The sequence below is a fragment of the Bacillus xiamenensis genome, from assembly GCF_001857925.1.
Lineage (GTDB): Bacteria > Bacillota > Bacilli > Bacillales > Bacillaceae > Bacillus > Bacillus xiamenensis.
This window is the reverse complement of record NZ_CP017786.1, coordinates 1,649,249-1,670,945: the sequence shown is the minus strand read 5'-3', so window position 1 is coordinate 1,670,945 and position 21,697 is coordinate 1,649,249. Positions and strand designations below refer to the sequence as shown.

General features: G+C 41.6%; 24 protein-coding genes. 5 read left to right on the top strand and 19 right to left on the bottom strand.

Going from position 1 to position 21,697, the window contains the following annotated elements; translation table 11 throughout:
* Window positions 1-4: 4 nt before the first annotated feature.
* Window positions 5-943: a YybS family protein gene (locus BK049_RS08440; protein WP_071168280.1), complete on the bottom strand. Its 939-nt coding sequence runs from the start codon at window positions 941-943 to the stop codon at window positions 5-7.
* A 302-nt stretch (window positions 944-1,245) separates the two neighbouring features.
* Here BK049_RS08440 and BK049_RS08435 point away from each other — a divergent pair, with 302 nt between their 5' ends.
* Window positions 1,246-2,172 (top strand): manganese-dependent inorganic pyrophosphatase, encoded by a 927-nt coding sequence (locus BK049_RS08435; RefSeq protein ID WP_008359122.1) that lies wholly within the window; start codon window positions 1,246-1,248, stop codon window positions 2,170-2,172.
* 68 nt (window positions 2,173-2,240) lie between these two features.
* Here the strand turns inward: BK049_RS08435 and rsiV are convergent, their stop codons facing one another.
* The 3 genes from rsiV to BK049_RS08420 form a co-directional block, all read right to left on the bottom strand.
* Window positions 2,241-3,095, bottom strand: coding sequence for an anti-sigma-V factor RsiV (gene rsiV / locus BK049_RS08430; RefSeq protein WP_071168279.1), 855 nt, complete (start codon window positions 3,093-3,095; stop codon window positions 2,241-2,243).
* Window positions 3,096-3,590 (bottom strand): RNA polymerase sigma factor SigV, encoded by a 495-nt coding sequence (locus BK049_RS08425; protein ID WP_034323891.1) that lies wholly within the window; start codon window positions 3,588-3,590, stop codon window positions 3,096-3,098.
* A 147-nt stretch (window positions 3,591-3,737) separates the two neighbouring features.
* Window positions 3,738-4,397 (bottom strand): hypothetical protein, encoded by a 660-nt coding sequence (locus BK049_RS08420; protein ID WP_071168278.1) that lies wholly within the window; start codon window positions 4,395-4,397, stop codon window positions 3,738-3,740.
* 106 nt (window positions 4,398-4,503) lie between these two features.
* On the opposite strand from BK049_RS08420, the gene katX reads away from it, so the two are divergent.
* Window positions 4,504-6,093, top strand: a complete 1,590-nt coding sequence (katX, locus tag BK049_RS08415; protein WP_008359115.1) for a catalase KatX — start codon at window positions 4,504-4,506, stop codon at window positions 6,091-6,093.
* Window positions 6,094-6,141: 48 nt separating this feature from the next.
* Here katX and wrbA read toward each other — a convergent pair whose 3' ends face one another.
* The 8 genes from wrbA to BK049_RS08375 all read right to left on the bottom strand — a co-directional run bounded on the left by wrbA (window position 6,142) and on the right by BK049_RS08375 (window position 11,429).
* Window positions 6,142-6,765 (bottom strand): NAD(P)H:quinone oxidoreductase, encoded by a 624-nt coding sequence (gene wrbA / locus BK049_RS08410; protein ID WP_051009120.1) that lies wholly within the window; start codon window positions 6,763-6,765, stop codon window positions 6,142-6,144.
* 59 nt (window positions 6,766-6,824) lie between these two features.
* A complete protein-coding gene (locus BK049_RS08405; protein WP_071168277.1) occupies window positions 6,825-7,436 on the bottom strand; it encodes an alpha/beta hydrolase in 612 nt (203 codons plus the stop codon).
* Complete coding sequence (locus tag BK049_RS08400) at window positions 7,433-8,419, bottom strand: ring-cleaving dioxygenase (protein ID WP_071168276.1); 987 nt, start codon at window positions 8,417-8,419, stop codon at window positions 7,433-7,435. Before BK049_RS08400 ends, BK049_RS08405 begins: the two co-directional genes overlap by 4 nt.
* A 231-nt stretch (window positions 8,420-8,650) precedes the next feature.
* Window positions 8,651-8,890, bottom strand: a complete 240-nt coding sequence (rpsR, locus tag BK049_RS08395) for a 30S ribosomal protein S18 (protein WP_008359105.1) — start codon at window positions 8,888-8,890, stop codon at window positions 8,651-8,653.
* 40 nt (window positions 8,891-8,930) lie between these two features.
* Complete coding sequence (ssbA, locus tag BK049_RS08390; RefSeq protein ID WP_008359104.1) at window positions 8,931-9,473, bottom strand: single-stranded DNA-binding protein SsbA; 543 nt, start codon at window positions 9,471-9,473, stop codon at window positions 8,931-8,933.
* 36 nt (window positions 9,474-9,509) lie between these two features.
* Window positions 9,510-9,797, bottom strand: a complete 288-nt coding sequence (gene rpsF / locus BK049_RS08385) for a 30S ribosomal protein S6 (protein ID WP_008359103.1) — start codon at window positions 9,795-9,797, stop codon at window positions 9,510-9,512.
* Between the two features lie 108 nt (window positions 9,798-9,905).
* The gene (gene ychF, locus BK049_RS08380; RefSeq protein WP_008359102.1) at window positions 9,906-11,006 is read right to left on the bottom strand and encodes a redox-regulated ATPase YchF; all 1,101 of its coding nucleotides are present in this window, start codon (window positions 11,004-11,006) and stop codon (window positions 9,906-9,908) included.
* A 216-nt stretch (window positions 11,007-11,222) separates the two neighbouring features.
* On the bottom strand, window positions 11,223-11,429 hold the full coding sequence (locus tag BK049_RS08375) for a DUF951 domain-containing protein (protein WP_008347561.1): 207 nt from the start codon (window positions 11,427-11,429) through the stop codon (window positions 11,223-11,225).
* 295 nt (window positions 11,430-11,724) lie between these two features.
* On the opposite strand from BK049_RS08375, the gene BK049_RS08370 reads away from it, so the two are divergent.
* Both BK049_RS08370 and BK049_RS08365 read left to right on the top strand, forming a co-directional pair.
* The gene (locus tag BK049_RS08370) at window positions 11,725-13,044 is read left to right on the top strand and encodes a hydrolase (RefSeq protein ID WP_071168275.1); all 1,320 of its coding nucleotides are present in this window, start codon (window positions 11,725-11,727) and stop codon (window positions 13,042-13,044) included.
* Between the two features lie 15 nt (window positions 13,045-13,059).
* Window positions 13,060-13,470 carry a hypothetical protein gene (locus BK049_RS08365; RefSeq protein ID WP_008359097.1) on the top strand — a complete coding sequence of 137 codons (411 nt, stop codon included), beginning with the start codon at window positions 13,060-13,062 and terminating at the stop codon, window positions 13,468-13,470.
* A gap of 25 nt (window positions 13,471-13,495) precedes the next feature.
* Here BK049_RS08365 and BK049_RS08360 read toward each other — a convergent pair whose 3' ends face one another.
* Window positions 13,496-14,551, bottom strand: a complete 1,056-nt coding sequence (locus BK049_RS08360) for a YkvI family membrane protein (protein ID WP_083381103.1) — start codon at window positions 14,549-14,551, stop codon at window positions 13,496-13,498.
* A 72-nt stretch (window positions 14,552-14,623) separates the two neighbouring features.
* On the opposite strand from BK049_RS08360, the gene yyaC reads away from it, so the two are divergent.
* Window positions 14,624-15,250 (top strand): spore protease YyaC, encoded by a 627-nt coding sequence (gene yyaC / locus BK049_RS08355; RefSeq protein ID WP_008359093.1) that lies wholly within the window; start codon window positions 14,624-14,626, stop codon window positions 15,248-15,250.
* Window positions 15,251-15,275: 25 nt separating this feature from the next.
* On the opposite strand, the gene BK049_RS08350 is transcribed toward yyaC, so the two are convergent.
* From BK049_RS08350 to mnmG, 6 genes are all read right to left on the bottom strand, one after another.
* Window positions 15,276-16,130: a ParB/RepB/Spo0J family partition protein gene (locus BK049_RS08350; protein WP_008360886.1), complete on the bottom strand. Its 855-nt coding sequence runs from the start codon at window positions 16,128-16,130 to the stop codon at window positions 15,276-15,278.
* Window positions 16,123-16,884 (bottom strand): sporulation initiation inhibitor protein Soj, encoded by a 762-nt coding sequence (gene soj / locus BK049_RS08345; protein WP_008360890.1) that lies wholly within the window; start codon window positions 16,882-16,884, stop codon window positions 16,123-16,125. The genes BK049_RS08350 and soj overlap by 8 nt, the downstream gene beginning before the upstream one ends.
* 241 nt (window positions 16,885-17,125) lie before the next feature.
* The gene (locus tag BK049_RS08340; RefSeq protein ID WP_008360891.1) at window positions 17,126-17,959 is read right to left on the bottom strand and encodes a C40 family peptidase; all 834 of its coding nucleotides are present in this window, start codon (window positions 17,957-17,959) and stop codon (window positions 17,126-17,128) included.
* A gap of 129 nt (window positions 17,960-18,088) precedes the next feature.
* Window positions 18,089-18,964 carry a nucleoid occlusion protein gene (gene noc / locus BK049_RS08335; protein ID WP_008360893.1) on the bottom strand — a complete coding sequence of 292 codons (876 nt, stop codon included), beginning with the start codon at window positions 18,962-18,964 and terminating at the stop codon, window positions 18,089-18,091.
* 105 nt (window positions 18,965-19,069) lie between these two features.
* Window positions 19,070-19,789 (bottom strand): 16S rRNA (guanine(527)-N(7))-methyltransferase RsmG, encoded by a 720-nt coding sequence (rsmG, locus tag BK049_RS08330; protein ID WP_008360895.1) that lies wholly within the window; start codon window positions 19,787-19,789, stop codon window positions 19,070-19,072.
* A 13-nt stretch (window positions 19,790-19,802) separates the two neighbouring features.
* The gene (mnmG, locus tag BK049_RS08325) at window positions 19,803-21,689 is read right to left on the bottom strand and encodes a tRNA uridine-5-carboxymethylaminomethyl(34) synthesis enzyme MnmG (protein WP_008360898.1); all 1,887 of its coding nucleotides are present in this window, start codon (window positions 21,687-21,689) and stop codon (window positions 19,803-19,805) included.
* Window positions 21,690-21,697 lie beyond the last annotated feature (8 nt).

Below are 21,697 nucleotides of genomic sequence, written 5' to 3'. Positions count from 1 at the left end.
TGAATTATTTGTTTTTTACTTTTTCTCTTAAATCAAAGCCTATGTCAGCAATCCCTATAATTCGCACAATCACACCGATCGGCGGAAAGAAAACCGTTAACACGACAGCGAAAATGGGTACCGCTTTTGAGATGTTTTTTTCGTGGCAATAATAGAAGATAAAAGAAAAGCCCTGAATAAGCACCAGTATATATAAAATTTGAAACGCACTCGTTTGCACGAGCCATAAAAAGCTGCCTTTCTCTGACTGAATCAGCATCAAAAGCAGTGTGAGTAAATAATACCATACCATGCTTTTTGGCAGACGCATATCCTTAAATTTCTTCAGGACTGGCATGTCTGGAACAAACCGTTTGAGCAAGGGACGAACGAACCAATGATTCACAAAAGACACCAGCGTGACAAAAATAAGCAGCGTGACAGGTAAAGCACTTAATGCCGTATCCTGCATCTCTCTAAACTGCTTGAGTTGTTTCGCTATGTCCTGTTCAGAAGCGCCGGATTGCTTTAAGACACTCTCTACCATCGGCATCATTTGGTCAATTGATTCTTTAGCAGCACCAAGTATATCTATCTGGAAAAGCTGGACACTGACGACAAAGTAGATGAGAAAACTGAATAAATAAATCAGCGCACCGGTAATGATGGCATTACCTGGCTGCCTCCTGCTGTAGAAAACACCCATTCCTATTCCGACAGCGATCAGTATTGGTGCACTCATCAGCCCGTTAATAGACCCAATTAAAAAGCTGATCACTATGCCAATAGCGCCAGCCGCAATTCCTTTTTTCAAGCCATGCCTGATTGTATAGAGAATGATCGGAATCGGAGCAGCTAGGCAGAAAATAATGGATAATAGCGGCACATACAAATAAAACAACGTCATCACCGCAAAAATGCTGATCATGATAGCGCCTTCTACTAACGCTTTTGTTTGTTTCACACCTTCACCTCTATCCAATCATTTGTCTATATCTTGCTCAATGTGTACTTCTATGTATACGTGCGATGTAAGCTCCGTCATATCTTGCCCCAACCTTTATTTTACCATAGCGGCAAATCGCAAGTAAAATGCAGGCTATTCTCGGAACGTTTCACGTGGAACACTTATATGGATGAGTGCATGCAAGTTTTCAGACAGCATGTTACAATTTTTTAGATTATTCTTAGCTATAAACCCTGAATTCAAGGTCAAAAGCTGTTAGAATAGAAACATCATCAATAAATGTAAGAAGGAGAATTCACATGGGAAAAACACTCGTATTCGGACACAAAAATCCTGACACAGACACGATTTGCTCTGCTATCGCTTACGCTGATCTAAAAAACAAAATCGGCACTGAGGCAGAAGCTGTCAGACTTGGAGAAATCAATGGAGAAACACAATATGCATTAGATTTCTTTAAACAAGAAGCACCGCGTCTTATTGAAACGGCTGCCAACGAAACAAAACAAGTCATTCTTGTCGATCATAACGAATTCCAGCAAAGTGTAAGCGATATTGATCAAGTACAAGTAACCGAGGTCATTGACCATCACCGCATTGCCAACTTTGAAACAAGTGAACCTCTTTACTATCGTGCTGAGCCAGTTGGCTGTACAGCAACGATCTTAAACAAAATGTACAAAGAGCATCAAGTCACAATCGAAAAAGAAATCGCTGGTTTGCTTTTATCTGCGATCATTTCTGATTCCTTACTTTTCAAATCCCCAACATGCACACAGCAAGATATTGATGCTGCGCATGAGCTGGCAAAAATCGCAGGAGTTGACCCTGAAGTATACGGTTTAGACATGCTGAAAGCAGGCGCTGACCTAAGCCAAAAAACGGTTCAAGAATTAATCACACTTGATGCAAAAGAATTTGCACTTGGGAACAGCAAAGTCGAAATTGCTCAAGTGAATACAGTGGATATCGCTGAAGTCACAGCAAGACAAGCTGACATTGAAGCAAAAATCAATGAAGTCATTACAGCGAAAGGCCTTGATCTATTTGTTCTAGTGATCACAGACATTCTAGAAAATGACTCTCTTGCGCTTGCACTTGGTGCTGAAGCAGCAAAAGTAGAAAAAGCATTTAACGTCAAGCTTGAAAACAACACGGCATTACTCAAAGGTGTCGTATCAAGAAAGAAACAAGTCGTGCCTGCACTTACGGACGCTCTTTCTTAATCAATAAAAAAAGGCTGCTGACCCGGGGACTGACCCCCGTTCAGCAGCCTTTTTTGTATGTCTTCTTTTTAATGAATATACACATCGCTGACGAGAATATCCTTTAGAGCACTTGTTGGAATCGTGAATTCAACCACCCCCATGTAGCCAGGCGCCACATCATATTCGTTGAAGGAAATCACGAGCTTGCCTTTCGAATTGATATAGAAGCTTTGTTCCGGCTGGATTTTCTTAAATGGGTCCATATCCTCTTTGCCGATCCAGTAAATCTTATTGGAATCCTCTTTCATCTGTTTTTTCATTTGTTCTTTAATGTTCTCACTAATTACATCAATATAACGCTCATCTTTAAACAAGCTTGGTAATGTAAGGAGTACATGGTTCTTCTTATCAACCGTATCGTACGTCATTTCTTCTGCCGCTGAAGCCTCAGTGGTCACTTTGTACCGGCCTATTGAGAGAATTTGATCATTGTTCGTTTTCACTTCATACCCGCTCTCAACACTCAAATGGCCATTTTGATAGCCCTTGGTTTCCTTTTCAAAATCTTGATACAGCTTTTTGTTTTCAGCTAAATATTTTTGATTCAGGCTGTCTTGTAATGTCCCGTCCCCAAGCCCTGAAACGTGTGGTGTTTTGAGATCAATATTTGTTCCCTGATTGCTCTTTTTAAATTCTGTGAACGTCACGACTTTCACAAGCTCACCAATGACAGGTACCTCTGAGATCGCTCTTGCTGCCTGTGGACTGACATTCACAGTGGTCACAAAAAGAGCAGCCGCAGCGGCGAGTCCAATGGCCCATTGCTGAAAGTGTAGTCTTTTATTTTTTCGCTTCAATGTTCGTTCAACCATAGCATCATATTCTGGCGGGATAGGGATTTCTAAATATCCCTCTTTTAACTGTTCCAAATGCTTATCCATTTATATTTCCTCCTGGGATAATTCTACTTTTAAAAGCCGCAACGCCTTATATAATCTTGTTTTAATGGTGTTTTCATTTTCTTCGAGAATATGAGCAATGTCCTCTAGTTTTAAATCTTCAAAGAATCTCAATATAATGATGACCCGATACATCTCCGGCAAATCTTCTATGGCCCGTCTGACATCTTGATCCTCATAGACATCCGATTCGCCCTTTGATAAGAATTCAAGTGTGTCATCATCTGTCACCTGCACCCGCTTCTTCTTTCGTAAAAAGTCTAGCGCAGCATTCACGACGATTTTATAAAACCAGCTATGCATTTTGCTTGCATCCTCTAGTCGGTGGACAGATTTGAGTGCTTTATGAATAGCCTCTTGAACGACATCCATCGCATCTTCCGGGTTTTTGACATAGCTATAGGACAACCGATAAAAACTGTGTTTATGCTCCATGACGTAATCCGCAAATTGATCGTCTATTTTTCGTTTCTTCATTTTACAAAGAGCTCCTTTATCTTAAATGCGCATCTGTTATTTCTTACATCGGATAGACGCGCACTCTTTCAAAATAGTTTGCGCTCGATTATTTTTACCATGTCAAAGTATGTATCTTTCTATACAAAAAAAGCGAACCTGTTGGGTTCACTCTTTCGTAGCCGCTATTGTTTGATGAACAAAGGATTTTAGTGGAGACAGCGGATGAATGATAGAAATGCCTGTCTCCTCCTCCACCTGCTGGGCAGCGTGAACCATCGAGAGCTGCATCACACAAATGTCTCCGTTTTTTTGCTTCATACATCTTTTCAGCTGCTCCTTGATTCGCTCGTCATAAGCTTGCATATGACCATCTAGGCAAAGATGAAAGGCATCCTCCATCACAACCATTTCTACTTCAACCTGCTTTTCCCGCTCTGTTGCATATGAATACAGCCGATTCATCGTGCCTTCTACTGTATCTGGGTTTGAAAACACTAACTGAAGCGGCCCTTTTTTCTCACAAATCTGCTCGAATAACGGCTCATCTATCGGAACAATCGGTTGTTTAAAAAGGTGCTGCTGATCCCCCAATGCCGCAATGTATTGAGTACACGTTAATAAGATCAGATCCGCCTCCCGCTCTTGCATCAGGCTACTGATGGCATAGGTTTGCTGCTTGTGAAGATCAAAATCGGGATCTTGTTTGGCCCGTTCCATAAATGATGAATCGACGATGTGATGCAGATCAAATCCTGTGTCATAGAAAGCGTCGTCAATGTAAGAAATATTAGATGGATGTGCGTGAAGGCAGTGCAATCGAATCATTAGGCCCGCTCCTCATAAAAGTTTTCACTCATTATATCAATCCTTGTATGAAATAGGGAGCAACATGGCCATATTGTTAGGGAGAAATTGAAGGAGGGATTCTACCTTGAAAGAAGAACAACAGCCTACATCATCTTCAGAGTCAGAAGAAACCTTGACGAATCGACAAGGTCACCCGGTAACAGATAATCAAAACATGAGAACCGTTGGGAATAGAGGACCGACTACGCTTGAAAACTACGATTTCCTAGAGAAAATCAGTCATTTTGATCGTGAACGCATCCCTGAACGTGTCGTTCACGCACGAGGTGCCGGCGCACACGGATACTTTGAAGCCTACGGTACATTCGGTGACGAACCCATTTCCACTTATACAAGAGCCAAATTATTTCAAGATAAAGGAAAAAAGACCCCTGTCTTCGTTCGATTCTCTTCTGTTATTCACGGCGGACATTCACCAGAAACTTTACGCGATCCGCGGGGATTTGCGATCAAATTTTATACAGAAGACGGCAACTGGGATCTCGTTGGGAACAATCTCAAAATTTTCTTTATTCGAGATGCTTTGAAATTCCCTGATTTGGTTCATGCCTTTAAGCCTGACCCTGTCACCAATCGTCAGGATGGAGAGCGCATTTTTGATTTCGTTTCACAATCACCTGAAGCAACACATATGGTGACATTTCTCTTCTCACCATGGGGTATTCCTGCCACATACCGGCACATGCAAGGCTCTGGCGTCCATGCCTATAAATGGGTGAATCATGAAGGAAAAGCAGTACTGGTCAAGTATCACTTTGAACCGAAGCAAGGGATTCGGAACCTGACACAAGAACAAGCCCAGGCCATTCAAGGGGAAAACTTTAATCATGCCACACAGGATTTATATGAAGCCATTGAACAAGGGGATCATCCTGAATGGGAAGTATACGCGCAAATCATGGAAGATGACACCCACCCCCATCTAGACTTTGATCCACTAGATCCGACAAAGCTCTGGTACAAGGATGATTATCCATGGAAACCGATCGGACGAATGGTGCTAAACAAAAATCCAGAAAATTATTTTGCAGAAGTGGAACAGGTTGCCTTTGGGACGGGGGTTCTTGTAGACGGATTAGATTTCTCAGATGATAAATTGCTGCAAGGACGTACCTTCTCATACTCTGATACGCAGCGATATCGTGTCGGGCCAAATTATTTACAGCTGCCGATCAATGCCCCGAAAAAGAATGTTGCCACCAATCAGCGAGATGGGCAAATGGAATATCATGTGGATCAAGGAAAAGGACAAAACCCCCATGTGAATTATGAACCGTCCATTCTAGGGGGATTAAAAGAAGCGCAGCAAGATGGAAAGGATCATACGCCTTTTGTAGAGGGTGAAGTCAAACGAGAAGCCATTGACCGCCCGAACAATTTCGGACAAGCGGGAGAAACCTATCGCCGCTTCAATGATTGGGAACGTGAGGAACTGATTAAAAACTTAGTCAACACCTTAGCTACCTGCCAAAAAGACATCCAAGACCAAATGATCGAAAACTTTACAAAAGCTGATCCTGACTATGGAAAACGTGTGGCCGATGGCTTAAAAGCCTTCAAACAAGAGGAACCAAGCGGACCAATTGGATCAACAGGCGTCGCACAGGCTGTAAACGATGCGATCAACAACAGCACACCTTCAGATCCTTATTAATGAAAAAAGAATGCAGCGGCAAGGCTGCATTCTTTTTTTATACATCTATTAAGCGTTTTGACCTTTTTTGATCCATTCTGCCACATTCACTGTACGTTTCGCCTGATGTTTCACGGCAGCTTCTGCATCCTCTTGAATCTTGCCATTTTGGTCCACTGTGACACTCACACCGTAAGGGTTACCCCCTGCGCCGTATAGGGAATCATCTGTGTATCCAGGAGCGGCAATAATAGCTCCCCAGTGGAACATGGTTGTATAAAGGCTTAGAACTGTCTGCTCCTGTCCGCCATTTGGATTTTGTGCAGATGTCATCGCACTCACTGCTTTGTTTGCCAATTTGCCTTGGAACCACAAACCGCCTGTTGTATCTAAGAATTGCTTCATTTGAGCCGGTAAGTTACCGAAACGTGTCGGCATGCTGAAAATAATGGCATCTGCCCACTCTAAGTCACTTAACTGAACCTCAGGGACATCTTTTGTTTCATCTAAATGTGCTTTCCATGCTGGATTTGATGCAACAACTGATTCTGGTGCCAATTCAGGAACCTTTAATATTTTGACTTCAGCGCCAGCTTCTTTCGCACCAGCCTCAGCCCATTTCGCCATCTGATAGTTTGTACCTGTTGAACTATAATAAATAATCGCTAGTTTTACGTTTTCCACTTGTTCCATCTCCTTTTGTTTGGTTTGCCCAAAAAGCTTCTGTAAAAATCCCACCTGTATTCCCCACCTTATTTAAATTGACGACGATACCACAATGCCGCAGCATCGACTTCTTCTCTCGTTAGCTGATGTCCACGATTTTCCCAATGAAGCGTTACGGATGCTCCCGCCTCCTGAAGCAGTTGCTCCAGTTCCTGAGATTCCTCAGGACGGCACATTGGATCATTTTCACCAGCTGCTATAAAGACTTGTTTCCCCGCTAATGAAGGTAATGAAACCCCTCGTCTTGGGACCATTGGATGATGCAGGATCGCTCCTTTCAACGCATCTCCGTAATGGAATAACAGACTTCCAGCAATATTCGCCCCGTTTGAATAGCCGATGGCTACAACATTGTGACGATCAAATGCATACTTATCTGCTGCTTCCCCGATAAATGTATATAATTCCTCTGTACGCTCAATTAAATCTTGCTCATCAAAAACACCCTCTGCCAAACGCCTGAAAAAGCGCGGCATGCCGTTTTCTAACACATTTCCTCTTACACTAAGAACAGATGCGTCAGGATCTACCACCTCTGCAAGCGGCAATAAATCATGTTCTGTCCCGCCAGTTCCATGCAGCAGGAGCAGGACCGATTTTTGTTCATTCTTTCCTTTTTGAAAAAGATGCTTCATCATGAATCTCCTTTCCCTTTTATTTCTCTTACCTCAATCGGAAGCACAATTTGTTCAATCTGACTGCGCTGCTCCTCATATTGCGGCGGCAGTTTCAACGCTTCACCCATTGTTTCCACAGATTCATCATGTGCAAAACCTGGGGGATCGGTCGCAATCTCAAATAATATGCCGCCAAGCTCTCGAAAATAAATGGAATTGAAGTAATTTCGGTCTTGCACAGGTGTCACTTGGTACCCGCTTTGCGCAATATGTCTTTGCCAATCTAATTGATCCTGATCATCTGTTGCTCTCCACGCAATATGATGTACAACACCCACGCCCATACGGCCTCGTGCAACAGGTGTCTTTTTCACATCAATAACATTCCCAATATCACCGAACGAACGGAATCTCACATAATCCTCATCTTCGCCGACTCGTTCAAGCCCCATCGTTTGCTCTAACAGCTGCATTGTTTGCTCCGGCTGTGATGTGAATAAAATAGCTCCCCCAAACCCTTTAATCGCTGCATCTGGAGTGACCCCATTAAATGTCCACTCATTTGGCTTTCCTTCCTCACGCTCTACAAGCTCAATCAACAAGCCGTGCGGATCTTCAAATGAGAGAAAGACCTCACCAAAGCGTTCAACCGTTTGATAAGAAACATCAAACTGCTCAAGACGTTCCTTCCAGAAAGAGAACGCGCCTGTCGGTACGACATAGGTTGTCACACCGACTTGGCCTGCTCCAATTTGTCCCTTTTGTGCGCCTGGCCAAGGGAAAAACGTAATAATGGTACCTGGAGATCCCTCTTCATTCCCAAAATATAAATGATAGGTGCCAGGATCATCAAAATTCACGGTCTTCTTCACAAGACGGAGACCTAAAACACCTGCATAAAAATCAACGTTCTCCTGAGGATGACCCACGATGGCTGTAATATGGTGAATTCCTTCTGTTTTCTTCACCTCTAATGACCTCCTAATACAAGTAACTCTATTCATTATGTCTTAACTGATGCCTTTATATTATCTCGAATTCGAGATATTAAACCAAAAAAATATATTTATCTCGAATTAAGGATATGATGTTTTTAAATAAATGTCAACGATTTTTGTTTTTCTTTTTAAAAAAACAGGGTCACTATACAAATAGCAAACCTGCTTTTCTTTTGATCTATTTTATTTAATAAAAAAAGCGAAGAGCTCAAGGCTCTTCGCTTTTAAGTCAACGACTTACTCACCAGTCACGTATGGAAGTAATGCCATTTGACGTGATCTTTTGATCGCTAAAGTCAATTTACGTTGATACTTAGCGCTAGTTCCTGTTACACGACGAGGTAAAATTTTACCACGCTCAGAAACAAACTTTCTAAGAAGATCAACATCTTTGTAATCGATGTGCGTGATACCGTTAGAAGTAAAGAAACATACTTTACGACGTTTCGCACGACCGCCTCTGCGTCCACCTGCCATTTGTTTTCACACCTTTCCTTTAGTTATTTTTTCAGTTCAATTAGAATGGCAAATCATCATCGGAGATGTCAATCGGTTTACCGTCATTCGCAAATGGGTCATCATTGAAGCTATTCCCCTGATTACGATTTTGGTTGTTTTGATTGCCATATGGACTTTGATTTGGTTCATTTCCAAATGGATTCTGATCGTTTTGGCTGCCGCCATAATACTGGCCTCCGCTATTGCCACCGCCGCTGTATCCACCTGAACCAGCACCGCCACTTTTCGGCTCAAGAAATTGAACACTTTCAGCTTGAACTTCTGTCACGAAGACACGCTGTCCTTGCTGGTTTTCATAGTTTCTTGTCTGCAAGCGACCGTCTACACCGGCAAGACTTCCTTTTTTCAAGAAGTTAGCCACATTCTCGGCTTGTCTTCTCCAAGTAACACAGTTAATGAAATCGGCTTCACGCTCTCCAGATTGATTCGTAAACGTACGATTCACCGCTAGAGTAAACGTGGCTACAGCCGCACCATTAGGCGTGTAGCGAAGCTCAGGGTCTTTTGTTAGTCTTCCGACCAATACAACACGGTTTAGCATATTGAAAGACCACCTTTAGATATATATTTCAATGATTTATTCTTCTTCTTTCACAACAATGTGGCGAATGATATCGTCACTGATCTTAGCTAAGCGGTCAAATTCTTGAACTGCTGCAGCGTCAGATTGAACGTTTACGATTTGGTAGAAACCGTCACGGAAATCGTTGATTTCGTATGCAAGACGACGTTTACCCCAATCCTTTGTTCCAGTGATCTCCGCACCGTTAGAAGTTAACACGTTATTGAAACGCTCGATAACTGCTTTTTTAGCCTCATCGTCAACTGTTGGGCGGATGATGTACATAACTTCGTACTTTCTCATCTGATTGCACCTCCTTTTGGTCTAAGCGGCCCTAAACGGGCAAGGAGCAATAAATTATATTACTCACAATTGTATATTATAACAAATCACTTGGTCTATGACAAGAACCTATACGTTAAAACGGAAATGAATGACGTCTCCATCTTTCACTTCGTATTCTTTACCTTCTAAACGAACTTTCCCTGCCTCTTTCGCAGCAGACATGCTTCCGCCAGCTAGTAAATCCTCATAAGCAACCGTTTCAGCACGAATAAATCCACGCTCAAAGTCCGTGTGAATAATTCCAGCACATTCTGGTGCCTTCATTCCTTTTTTAAATGTCCAGGCACGTACTTCCTGCTCACCTGCTGTGAAATACGTAGCTAAGCCTAGAAGTGAATAAGACGCTTTAATCAGCTGATCTAGTCCTGATTCTTTGATGCCGAGTTCTTCAAGGAACATCTGCTTCTCTTCTCCTTCAAGCTCTGCAATTTCAGACTCGATCTTAGCACAAACAACGATCACTTCAGCATTTTCGCCAGAGGCAAACTCACGAATTTGCTGCACATATTCATTACCGTCCTGATCCGCAACTTCATCCTCACTCACATTTGCTACATAAAGAATGGGTTTAGACGTTAGTAAATGAAGCTGTTTCACAAGCTTTTGCTGCTCATCTGTAAATTCTACAGATCTTGCAGATTTCCCAGCTTCAAACGCGTCCTTTAGCTTCGTCAAAATCTCAAATTCAGCTACAGCTTCCTTGTCCTTTTGTTTCGCAAGCTTACTCACACGAGTTAATCGCTTTTCAACCGTTTCTAGATCAGCCAAAATCAATTCTAAATTAATCGTTTCAATATCTGATACTGGGTCAACCTTACCTGATACGTGTGTAATGTTATCATCGGCAAAAGCTCTTACCACATGACAGATCGCATCTACTTGGCGGATATGAGAAAGGAATTTATTTCCTAACCCTTCACCTTTAGAGGCACCTTTGACAATACCAGCAATATCAGTGAATTCAAAAGCAGTCGGAACTGTCTTTTTCGGCCGCACCAATTCTGTCAGCTTTTGTAAACGTTCGTCTGGAACTTCTACAATTCCGACGTTTGGATCAATGGTACAGAACGGATAGTTAGCAGACTCCGCTCCAGCCTGTGTAATTGCATTAAATAGCGTTGACTTCCCGACGTTAGGTAAGCCAACAATACCAGCTGTTAAAGCCATTCTTTCATCTCCTCTATATGAAACGTGCTCGTTATACTGCGTAATATGAACCTAGAGCAATTATAAGTAGGTTTACATGAAAAGACAAGCTAACCGTTATGCATTTTCAATAGTAGAAACATCACCAAAAAGACTAAATCAGAACTTTAAAACGGAATATTGCATCTTTTTCTCTATACAAAAGACAAATTTAATCAAAAAAAGCATGAGGCCTACTTAAGCAGTCGGCTCTTCATGCTTGACGAGAATTTTTTTCATTTTTCGTTCAAAATCTCTTCTTGGGATCATCACGCTGTGCCCGCACCCTTCGCACTTAATGCGAATATCCATGCCCAAACGAATGACTTTCCACCGATTGGCACCACATGGATGGGGTTTTTTCATTTCAACGACGTCATGTAACCCAAATGCTTTGTCTGCCATCAGCCTTCACCTCTCTTGCTCACTTCATTGAATCTATTGTACAAAAAAACGGTGACGGAGAGCAATGAACAAAATAAAGAGATACTTTCTTGCGTCAGTCCCGTTCTTTTTTTATAAAAAAAATACTCCTTTTAGATCATTTTATTTGTGACCAATAGTTACTTAAACTCCGCTTTTTTTCAATATTGTCACAAACACTGTAGGTCAAAAGGTTTTTATTGGTAGAACGCTGTGGTTTTTCCATATTTTTTGATTTATGATATCTCCATAAATGTTATGTGAGGGAGCAGGTACGATGGTCAATCGAAAGGATAGATTAACCGATAAAGAATATAAAATCATATCCGATCATGCTGGAAACGCAGACAATTACCAGCAGCACCATACGATAGAAATAGGTCAGCAAACGCTCACTGTCCACGATTTTCTACAAATCGATCATCAATTATATGGTTTAACAATGCAGCATGAGCGTTCAGATGAATATATTGTCGCTTTTCACTGTCCGCTGCCAAAGCAAATGAAGGTCACATCCTCACAAGATGTTCACACGGCCGCCCTTTCATTGCTCAAAACGGATTATGTCTATCCCATTGAAAGGAAGTCCTTGGCTGGGAATCAAGATCATGTCTTTTTTAAAGGAAAAGAATACATTGAGCAAGTCTGTCAGAAGCACCCAAATGCAGCCATCTATCTCACTGGACAAGCTCTTGCCGGTGCTGTTTGTGCTTATATTGCGACAGAACAGCCAGCTGTCAAAAAAGCGATCACATTTGATAGCCCAAATATATGGAGCAGCCTGTCTCCAATGATTCAGCAACAGGCGCTGCAAGGAAAATATACTCATGTTCTCACGGAATATATTCAACCCAATCATTACGTAGGTTTACTTAATCGCCACGATCATGGGATTGGACAAGTGAAGTACACTGTACCGCCTCGGGACCAAGGCACAGTCCAAGACTCCAATCAATATAACAAAAGAGAAATGGACACCTTTTTAAAATCAGCTTTTGCGTCTATGAATATAGAATGGAACCCATCATTTGATACAAATGCATTTTTAGCTCTCGTATCAGGAGATTTCAAGGTAAATGGGTATTCATTCCATTCGAATGGAGCTGCTCGTATTTTAGATGAACAGCTTGATCACAATACAAGCTTTACGACCATGCTTTTGCAAGAAATCCATTCAGGCCGTGCATATGCACAAAACGGGCTTGAAATTATCATAAAATCCCATTTACTAAAAAATTCATCGTATGACCTACAAAGCATTATTGATCATGAGGTGCAAACGATATTTGAAAAAATAGATGGGATCGATGAAAGTGTAAAAGACGCTGTCCATCATGTAAAACAAGAGCTCAAAGGCCTTGTTGGCTTTGGCCACTATGATCTATTAAGTCATAGCGATGTAGAATCACTGTTAGAAGAAGTCAGGATGGAGCAGCACCATTCATCCTTTTATTCACATGAAAAACAACTGAATGCCTTGTACACCCTGAGAGACTATGAACAAGAACTTTCTACCCTTTCAAGACATATGTACACAATGGGTGATGACTATGCCAAGGCAGATCGACGCCTTGCGATGCAAATGGGTATTCGGTAAGAAAGGAGTCAACGTATGATCAACCAAAATAAACCTCCTAGTGACGCCCAGCGTTTTCTGCAAAATGTGAGTGCCCGCCGCTCGATGTCTGTATTCGAAAATCAGTCCGCACCTCAAGCACAATCGCAATCTCCTGAAGAAATTGCCGCCATCCAGGCTATGCGCAGAGAGGGACAGCGAAAGGATTTAAAGCGATTGCTGAAAATGCGGCTGCATGACGAATTGGCAAACACCCGCGTGCACTTGGAGTACCAATTGTCGAAAACAGAAGATATGATGAACCAGACAACCATTGTCAAACAACATCTATCCCAGCATTTAAAGGGACAAGCCATCTCAGAATTAGAGGAACGTCTTCAGCGTCTTCAGCACATGCCCGTATATGACGATATCAAAGAAGCCATCGATTCCATTCGGATCAAATAAGCACTACTCTTGGTAAGAGAGGTGCTTATTTTATTTTATCAATATAATTTTTAGACCGAGAGAATATCTTTTTACTTAAAATCGGATACAGCATTAAACAAACGAGCAAATAAAGGTTTAACAAGCTATAAATCGGATACAAAAAAGCAATCAAATCAGCAAATCCTAGCGAGGTTAAAGGCGCCATCAAAAGAAGCATAACGAATACAATAAACCATCGAGGCATTCGTACAAAAGAGAGCATCCGGCTGGATAACCCAAATAAACCCGCAGCTGTTGTTGTATAAATGGCTAAACAAAGGACAATGGTCATAAACACAAACAATGACGTTGGCGCCCCCTCTAATACTGTAAACAAAGGAATTCCCTCTGCTGAAAGACTGCCAGAAATATCGACCAGTATTTCATTATATACATAAGAGATGACGCCAAAAATCAAACCGCTTAGTATACTCGCAACCTTGGCTTCTCCAAGCCCCTTCATTTCTTTTCCAACCGAAGACAGCACCGCCACAACAGATAATATATTCAAAGAGGCAAAGGCAATACTGGCAGGCCAATTGTACTGCTGACCGAAATCAATTCTCCACATATGATCATGATTCATATAATAAAAAACAAACGCATAGATGAGCCCCACAACCAAAATTGGTATAATGAAAGCGTTCACAGATAAAAGCCCTTTCACGTCCCAGAAAAAAATCATAAATGAAAAGAAACAAAACGCTCCGATTCCAATCCAAAATGGCACATGATACATCTCAAGTGTGACCCCGCCGCCAGCAATCATGACCGTTGTGGTCGTGAATAAATAAAGGACAATTAAAATGTCATACACCTTAGCCAGCCATGGACCTACAAGCCGCTCTAGCACTGGCACAAAGTGATCGGCACGCACCTCATAGCTAATTTTTAACACCACATAGGTAGACAGCATAAACATCAGCGTAAACAGTAGAATGGCTAGTCCACTATCAAGGCCAAAAAACTGCCAAATTTCTTGACCGGAAGCATATCCCGCTCCTATTAAGCTTCCTAATATTAAAAGTGTCCACCTTGAACCAGCCTTCCACACAATCATCACCTCATAGGTATAGAATTAAGCTTGTTTCCGTATACTGTTACTAACTACTATGACAAGGAAGTGAGACCTATGAATAGCAAGAACGGTCTTTTTTTTAGAAATAGGGTGAAAGAATACGTGTCCCATACGGATACAAATGCCATTCAGCAGCTTAAAAGTATTTTATTCTCGCATCTTCAGAAAGCAGGGAAAAGACCCGTTGCCATCGTCTGCATTGGAACAGACCGCTCAACTGGCGACTCTCTAGGTCCACTTGTTGGAACAAAGCTTTCAGGTCTCGATTTGAAAAAGCTTCATGTATACGGAACCCTCTCTGACCCAGTACACGCTGTCAATTTAAAGGAAAAGCTCGCCGAAATTGAACAAGCTCATAAACATCCATTTATCGTAGCGGTTGATGCCTGCTTAGGAAGAGTGAAAAGTGTAGGTTCGTTCCAAATTGGAGAAGGACCGTTAAAGCCTGGGGCAGGTGTGCAAAAGGAGCTCCCGGAGGTAGGAGATATTCATATCAATGGGATTGTCAACGTGAGTGGGTTTATGGAATACTTCGTTCTCCAAAATACACGTCTTCATCTTGTCATGTCTATGGCCAATACACTTTCTGAAAGTCTATCTCACATTGATCAAATGGATTGGACAAGAGAAAAAAGCCGTTCTCTCTTCAGTCCTATTCAAAATATCACTGGGAGAATATAAAAAAGACCATCTCATATCAAGATGGTCACTCGGATGATTCTCTCGCAGACAGTAATTCAAGAATTCTTTCTAAATCTTCATTTGAGAGAAATTCAATCTCTATTTTCCCTTTTTTCTTCTGTTTTTTGATCGTCACTGAAGTACCAAAATAATTTTGTAAGAAGGACTCTCTTTCTTTCAACACTCGATCCTTTGGTGCTTCTTTTTTCTTTGTTTCACGTGGAACATTTTCATTTAATTGCTGAACAAGCTTCTCAACCTGACGTACATTTAACCCCTCGTCCACGATTTTCTTTACCAAAGGCGCAATCTTTTTCTTATTTTTCAAGCTAAGCAATGTGCGTCCATGTCCCATGGATAACGTTCCATCCGCAATTCGTTTTTGCACTTCTTCTGGTAATGTCAATAGACGAAGATGGTTCGCTATATGCGGTCTGCTCTTCCCTAGCCGCTTCGCTAATTCCTCCTGAGTCACACTTAAATGTTCCAGCAAGGAGGCATAGGCTTCCGCTTCCTCTAAAGGAGATAAATCCTCGCGCTGTAAGTTTTCCAAAAGCGCAATCTCTCTCATCAGCGTTTCTGAAAATTCTCTGACAATCGCAGGAATCGTTGTCAGGCCAGCTTGTTGTGCTGCTCTGAAACGTCGCTCTCCTGCTACAATGTCATATCCTTTAATCGACTTTCGAACAATAATTGGCTGTAAAACACCGTGCTGCTGAATTGATTCTTTGAGATCAGACAATGCATCATCGTCGAACGTTTTCCTCGGCTGATACGGATTCGGACGTAAATCCTTTAATTTGATTTCTTCGACAGTTTCTTCATTTGAGTCTACGTTGGTAAATAGTGCGTTAATACCCTTTCCAAGACCTTTAGCCATTCGCATCCACTTCCTTTGCTAAGTCTAAATAGACATCTGCACCTCTTGAACGTGGATCATACAAGATAATAGGCTTCCCGTGACTAGGCGCTTCACTCAGTCTCACATTTCTCGGAATGACGGTCTGATAGACTTTGTCTCTAAAGTATTTCTTCACTTCTTCAATAACCTGAATCCCAAGATTTGTTCTTGCATCAAGCATTGTCAGCAAGACACCTTCAATGGCAAGATCGGTATTTAGATGTTTCTGCACAAGACGAACTGTGTTTAACAGCTGACTCAATCCTTCAAGCGCATAATATTCACACTGAACCGGTATTAAAACGGAATCGGATGCAGTTAACGCATTAATCGTCAGTAATCCAAGTGATGGCGGACAGTCAATAATCATATAATCATAATTTTGCTTAACAGATTCAAGTGCTCTCTTCAGCCTCACTTCACGAGAGATCGTAGGCACAAGCTCAATTTCAGCCCCTGCAAGCTGTATTGTCGCAGGAATGACATCAAGATTTTCGACCTCTGTCGTCTTAATCACATCAAGTACATCTGCATCATCAACTAAAATATCGTACACACATTTCTCTACGTCGGCCTTCTCAATCCCAATACCACTCGTGGCATTGCCCTGCGGATCAATATCAACTAACAACACTCGTTTTCCTATGTATGCTAAACACGCACCCAAATTAACAGAAGTCGTCGTCTTCCCAACGCCGCCCTTCTGGTTGGTAATCGCTATGATTTTCCCCACGATGTCACCCACTTTCAACTTAACAAGTTTCTCATTCATTCATACTTTCTATTCTATCAAAAAAAGTATGAAACGTTTGCTTTTTTTGTTTCTCCATTATAAATTCGTCGGTGAATATCTATTTTCGTACATGGACGGATGAATGAACATACACACAAAAGATATATTAATATATCTTTTTGAGAGGAATGAATATACATAAAAAACCCCTCACTTTCATTAAAAGTGAGGGAGATCCATATCAAAAATGTAACCCGCCAATTTTACGTCCTTCGCTCACAATGACTTTAGGGGTCACTGTTTTATAGTTTTTCTTTTTCAAAAATCCATAGGGCGCCTTAATGGTAAATGTCGCATGACCAACAGCATCACCTGTTTTGGCGTAGGCCTGCCAGACAATCTTTGAACAATACGTCGGGTCCAACGATTGAATAGACATTGTGATCGAATATCGAGCCTTCGGATGGTCTTTCACATAATCGTGCGCCCAATCCCCTGCTAGACTCGCCTTTTCCTGATGATTGACCCGTATCACCTTTGTATTGGCACTATAACGAAACCAGCTATGGATGGAATCAATATTTGGATGCTGTCTAAACCCAGGAATAGATGCATAGTTTTTCTCGTTAATGACGATACCTGCATGACCAATTAAACCATTCAAAGCACCAGTGCTTGTCACCAATATATCCCCTTTTTGAGGCATAATATCGGTACCAGGATACGGCTTACCTAAAAGATGGCGAACAGTATGCGGCTTTTCATCAGATACCACCTCATCCTGTTTGTTTTGCCGTAAGCCATAATTCTTCAAAGCATCATCAGCCGTGATCACATCGATCGCATCACCCTGAGACCCCTGCTCAAGATTTAATTGTTGAACCGTCACATCTTTAGAAACCACGCCTTTTTTCTTCAGAACGTTCAGTTCTTCCTTCGTGATCGTTTCACCATCTGAATGAGCGTCCTGTCTCGGTGACGTACTCACAGCAAATACGGTCGTTTCATTTGAATAAAGAGAAAAAGAGAATAGTAAATAACAGATAATAGAAAAAATAGTCTTTTTCAACTTCATCAGTTAAATGTCACCTCCTTTCTACTATGAAAATCACATTTTACCAATTAATGAATAATAAGTAAATATGATGCATTTAGAAGTAAGGCATACAAAAAAAGCTGACGAGTGGATCTCATCAGCTGCTTTCTATTTAGGAATTCGAATGGTTAATTGGATATATTCCTCAAATTCTTCTTCCTCGGTATTTATTTTAAGTCCGCTGTCTTCTACCATGTGGAGAGACTGCCGAATGGTATTCATCGCAATTCGTGTGTCACGGCTAAATGCCTTGCGTTTTGGCTTCGGTTTGCGATCTGTTTTTTGTTCAAGCATTTTCACTACACGCTCTTCAGTCTGTTTCACATTCAGCTGCTTTTCGATGATTTCCTGTAATAGCGTGATTTGTAATTCTGGCAGCTTTAGGGGTACAAGTGAACGTGCATGTCTCTCAGAGATTTTCTTCTCCAAAATAGCCTGTTGTACCTCTTCAGGTAACTTTAAAAGTCTTAATTTGTTTGCAACTGTCGATTGTCCCTTACCTAAACGCTGAGCAAGCGCCTCTTGCGTTAAATCATGAAGCTCTAAAAGACGTGCATAAGCATGAGCCTCTTCAATTGCAGACAGCTCTTCCCTTTGCAAATTTTCAATCAATGCCACAGATGCCGTTTCCGTATCAGTAAAATCTTTTATAATAGCGGGGATCTTCTCCCATTGAAGAGTTTGTACCGCCCTCCAACGTCTTTCGCCGGCGATCAGTTCATATTTTCCTTCTTCTTCTGTTGGTCTAACAACAATCGGTTGAATAATGCCATGGGTATGAATCGTCGTGGCCAGCTCTTGTATTTTTTCTTGTGAAAAAATGGTGCGTGGCTGAAAACGGTTTGGCATAATTGTGTCGACCGGGAGCTCCTGTATCTCTTCCTTTAATGTATCATGCTCAGCAATCTCTGCCTCTAATTCGGTTTCATGCTCAGGATGTTCTTTGTCACCAAGCCCGAAGAAGCGTGAGAGTGAATGCTTCATGAACCTACACCACCTTTAAAAACTACCTTTTTATAATTCTATTTTCTCATGTTTTTTCCTTCTGTAAAATCTTAAATATTGAAGAAAAACCGACCTTTTACATGATCAACCTTCTATTGGTGATTTATTAGGTGTTCCTGGTTTTCTAGGATATTTTTTTGGTGTTTGCTTTTTCTTTTCAATGACAATGATGTTCCGTTCGCTTTCTTCTAAAGGAAGAACAAAGGAATGCTTTTCAACAACCTCTCCTCCAAGGACAGTGACGGCTTTTTTTCCTGCTTGCATTTCTTCATCAGCTGCAGATGCTTTTAATGCCACAAACAATCCGTCCTTCTTCACAAGGGGCAGGCAGAGTTCGCTCAAGACAGATAAACGCGCAACCGCTCTAGCAGTGACAAGGTCGTAGCTTTCACGCTGGTCCTTACGTTGGCCAAAGGTTTCCGCACGATCATGATAAAAAGTAGTATCTTGTAAGTTTAACCCTTTTGCTAACTCATTGAGAAACGTAATGCGTTTCTGAAGAGAATCAACAATGGTCACATGTAGATGAGGGAAACAAATTTTAAGAGGAATGCTTGGAAAACCAGCACCAGCTCCAATATCACAAATCGTTGTCACATTGTGAAAATCAATAAAAAATGCTGCTGATATCGAATCATAAAAATGCTTTAAATACACTTCTTCCTTTTCTGTAATGGACGTTAAATTCATCTTCTCGTTCCATTCTACAAGCATGCGGAAGTATGTTTCAAATTGTTCAAGCTGCACTGGAGAAAGAGTGATCCCTTTCTCCTCTAGTGCTGCTGTAAATTGATCAATGTTCATGCCGACATCCTTTCTACTCTGCTATCTTCGCAATACGTCCCTGCTCCAAATACACTAAAAGGATAGAAATATCAGCAGGGTTAACGCCTGAAATACGAGAAGCCTGTGCAACAGAAAGCGGTCGGACTTCTTTCAGCTTTTGTTTCGCTTCAGTTGCAATCCCTTTGATGGCATCATAATCGATTCGATCCGGAATCTTTTTGTTCTCCATCTTTTTCAGCTTTTCAACTTGTTGGAGCGACTTTTCGATATAACCTTCGTATTTCATTTGAATCTCTACCTGCTCACACACGTCAGCAGGAAGCGGTGTTTCAGCAGGCGCTAGTTTCACAACAGATTCATAGTTCATCTCTGGACGTTTCATCAAATCACTTGCACGAATCCCGTCCTTCAATTCACTTCCGCCAAGTGAACGAATATATTCTTGTGTTTCTGCTGTCGGTTTAATGATGACAGAATATAAACGTTTTTTCTCTGCTTCAATAGCTTCTTTTTTCTGCATGAATGCTTGATATCTTTCTTCAGAAATTAAACCAATGTTATATCCAAGTTCAGTTAATCTTAAATCAGCATTGTCATGACGTAGAAGTAAACGATACTCTGCGCGAGAGGTTAACAGGCGGTAAGGTTCATTGGTCCCCTTCGTGACAAGGTCATCAATGAGAACACCGATATATGCATCAGATCGGCTTAAAATGACTTCTTCTTTACCCAATGCTTTTCTTCCTGCATTAATCCCTGCCATAATTCCTTGACCTGCTGCTTCCTCATAACCAGACGTACCATTAATTTGGCCGGCCGTATATAAACCGGAAATTTTCTTCGTCTCAAGTGTCGGCCAAAGTTGTGTAGGCACAATCGCATCATACTCGATCGCATAACCCGCCCGCATCATTTGTACATTTTCAAGTCCTGGGATGGTTGAAAGCATACGCTGCTGTACATCCTCTGGAAGACTTGTAGATAAGCCTTGAACATACACCTCTTGCGTATTACGGCCCTCTGGCTCTAAGAAAATTTGATGTCTCGGTTTATCATTAAAACGAACCACCTTATCTTCAATGGAAGGGCAATATCTCGGACCAGTTCCTTTAATCATACCTGAATACATTGGAGAACGGTGAAGATTCTCATCAATAATTTGATGTGTCTCTAAACTCGTGTATGTTAACCAGCATGGCAATTGGTCTGTAATATATTCAACAGTTTCATAGGAAAACGCACGTGGTACCTCGTCACCTGGTTGAATTTCTGTCTTACTATAATCAATCGAGTGGCTGTTCACTCGAGGCGGTGTTCCTGTTTTAAAACGAACCAAATCGAATCCTAATTCTGCTAGATGATCTGATAATTTAATGGAAGGCTGCTGGTTATTAGGACCGCTTGAATAAGAAAGGTCCCCTAAAATAATGCGGCCTTTTAAGAAAGTTCCTGTCGTTAGGACAACCGCTTTCGCACGATAATTCGCGCCTGTTTGAGTCACAACACCTTTACATTGATCATCTTCTACAATTAAATGATCTACCATACCTTGCAACATTGTCAGGTTTGGTTCATTTTCCATTGTTTTTTTCATTTCGTGCTGATATTGGAACTTATCTGCTTGCGCTCTTAACGCACGGACAGCAGGTCCTTTCCCGGTATTCAGCATGCGCATTTGAATATGCGTCTTATCTATATTTCGTGCCATTTCTCCGCCCAGCGCATCAATTTCTCTGACAACAATCCCTTTTGCGGGACCACCTACGGACGGATTACATGGCATAAAAGCAACCATATCGAGATTAATGGTCAATACAAGTGTTTTGGCGCCCTGTCTTGCAGAAGCAAGAGCAGCCTCAACACCAGCATGACCGGCACCGACGACGATTACATCATATTGGCCAGCTTCATAACCCATTTCTTATG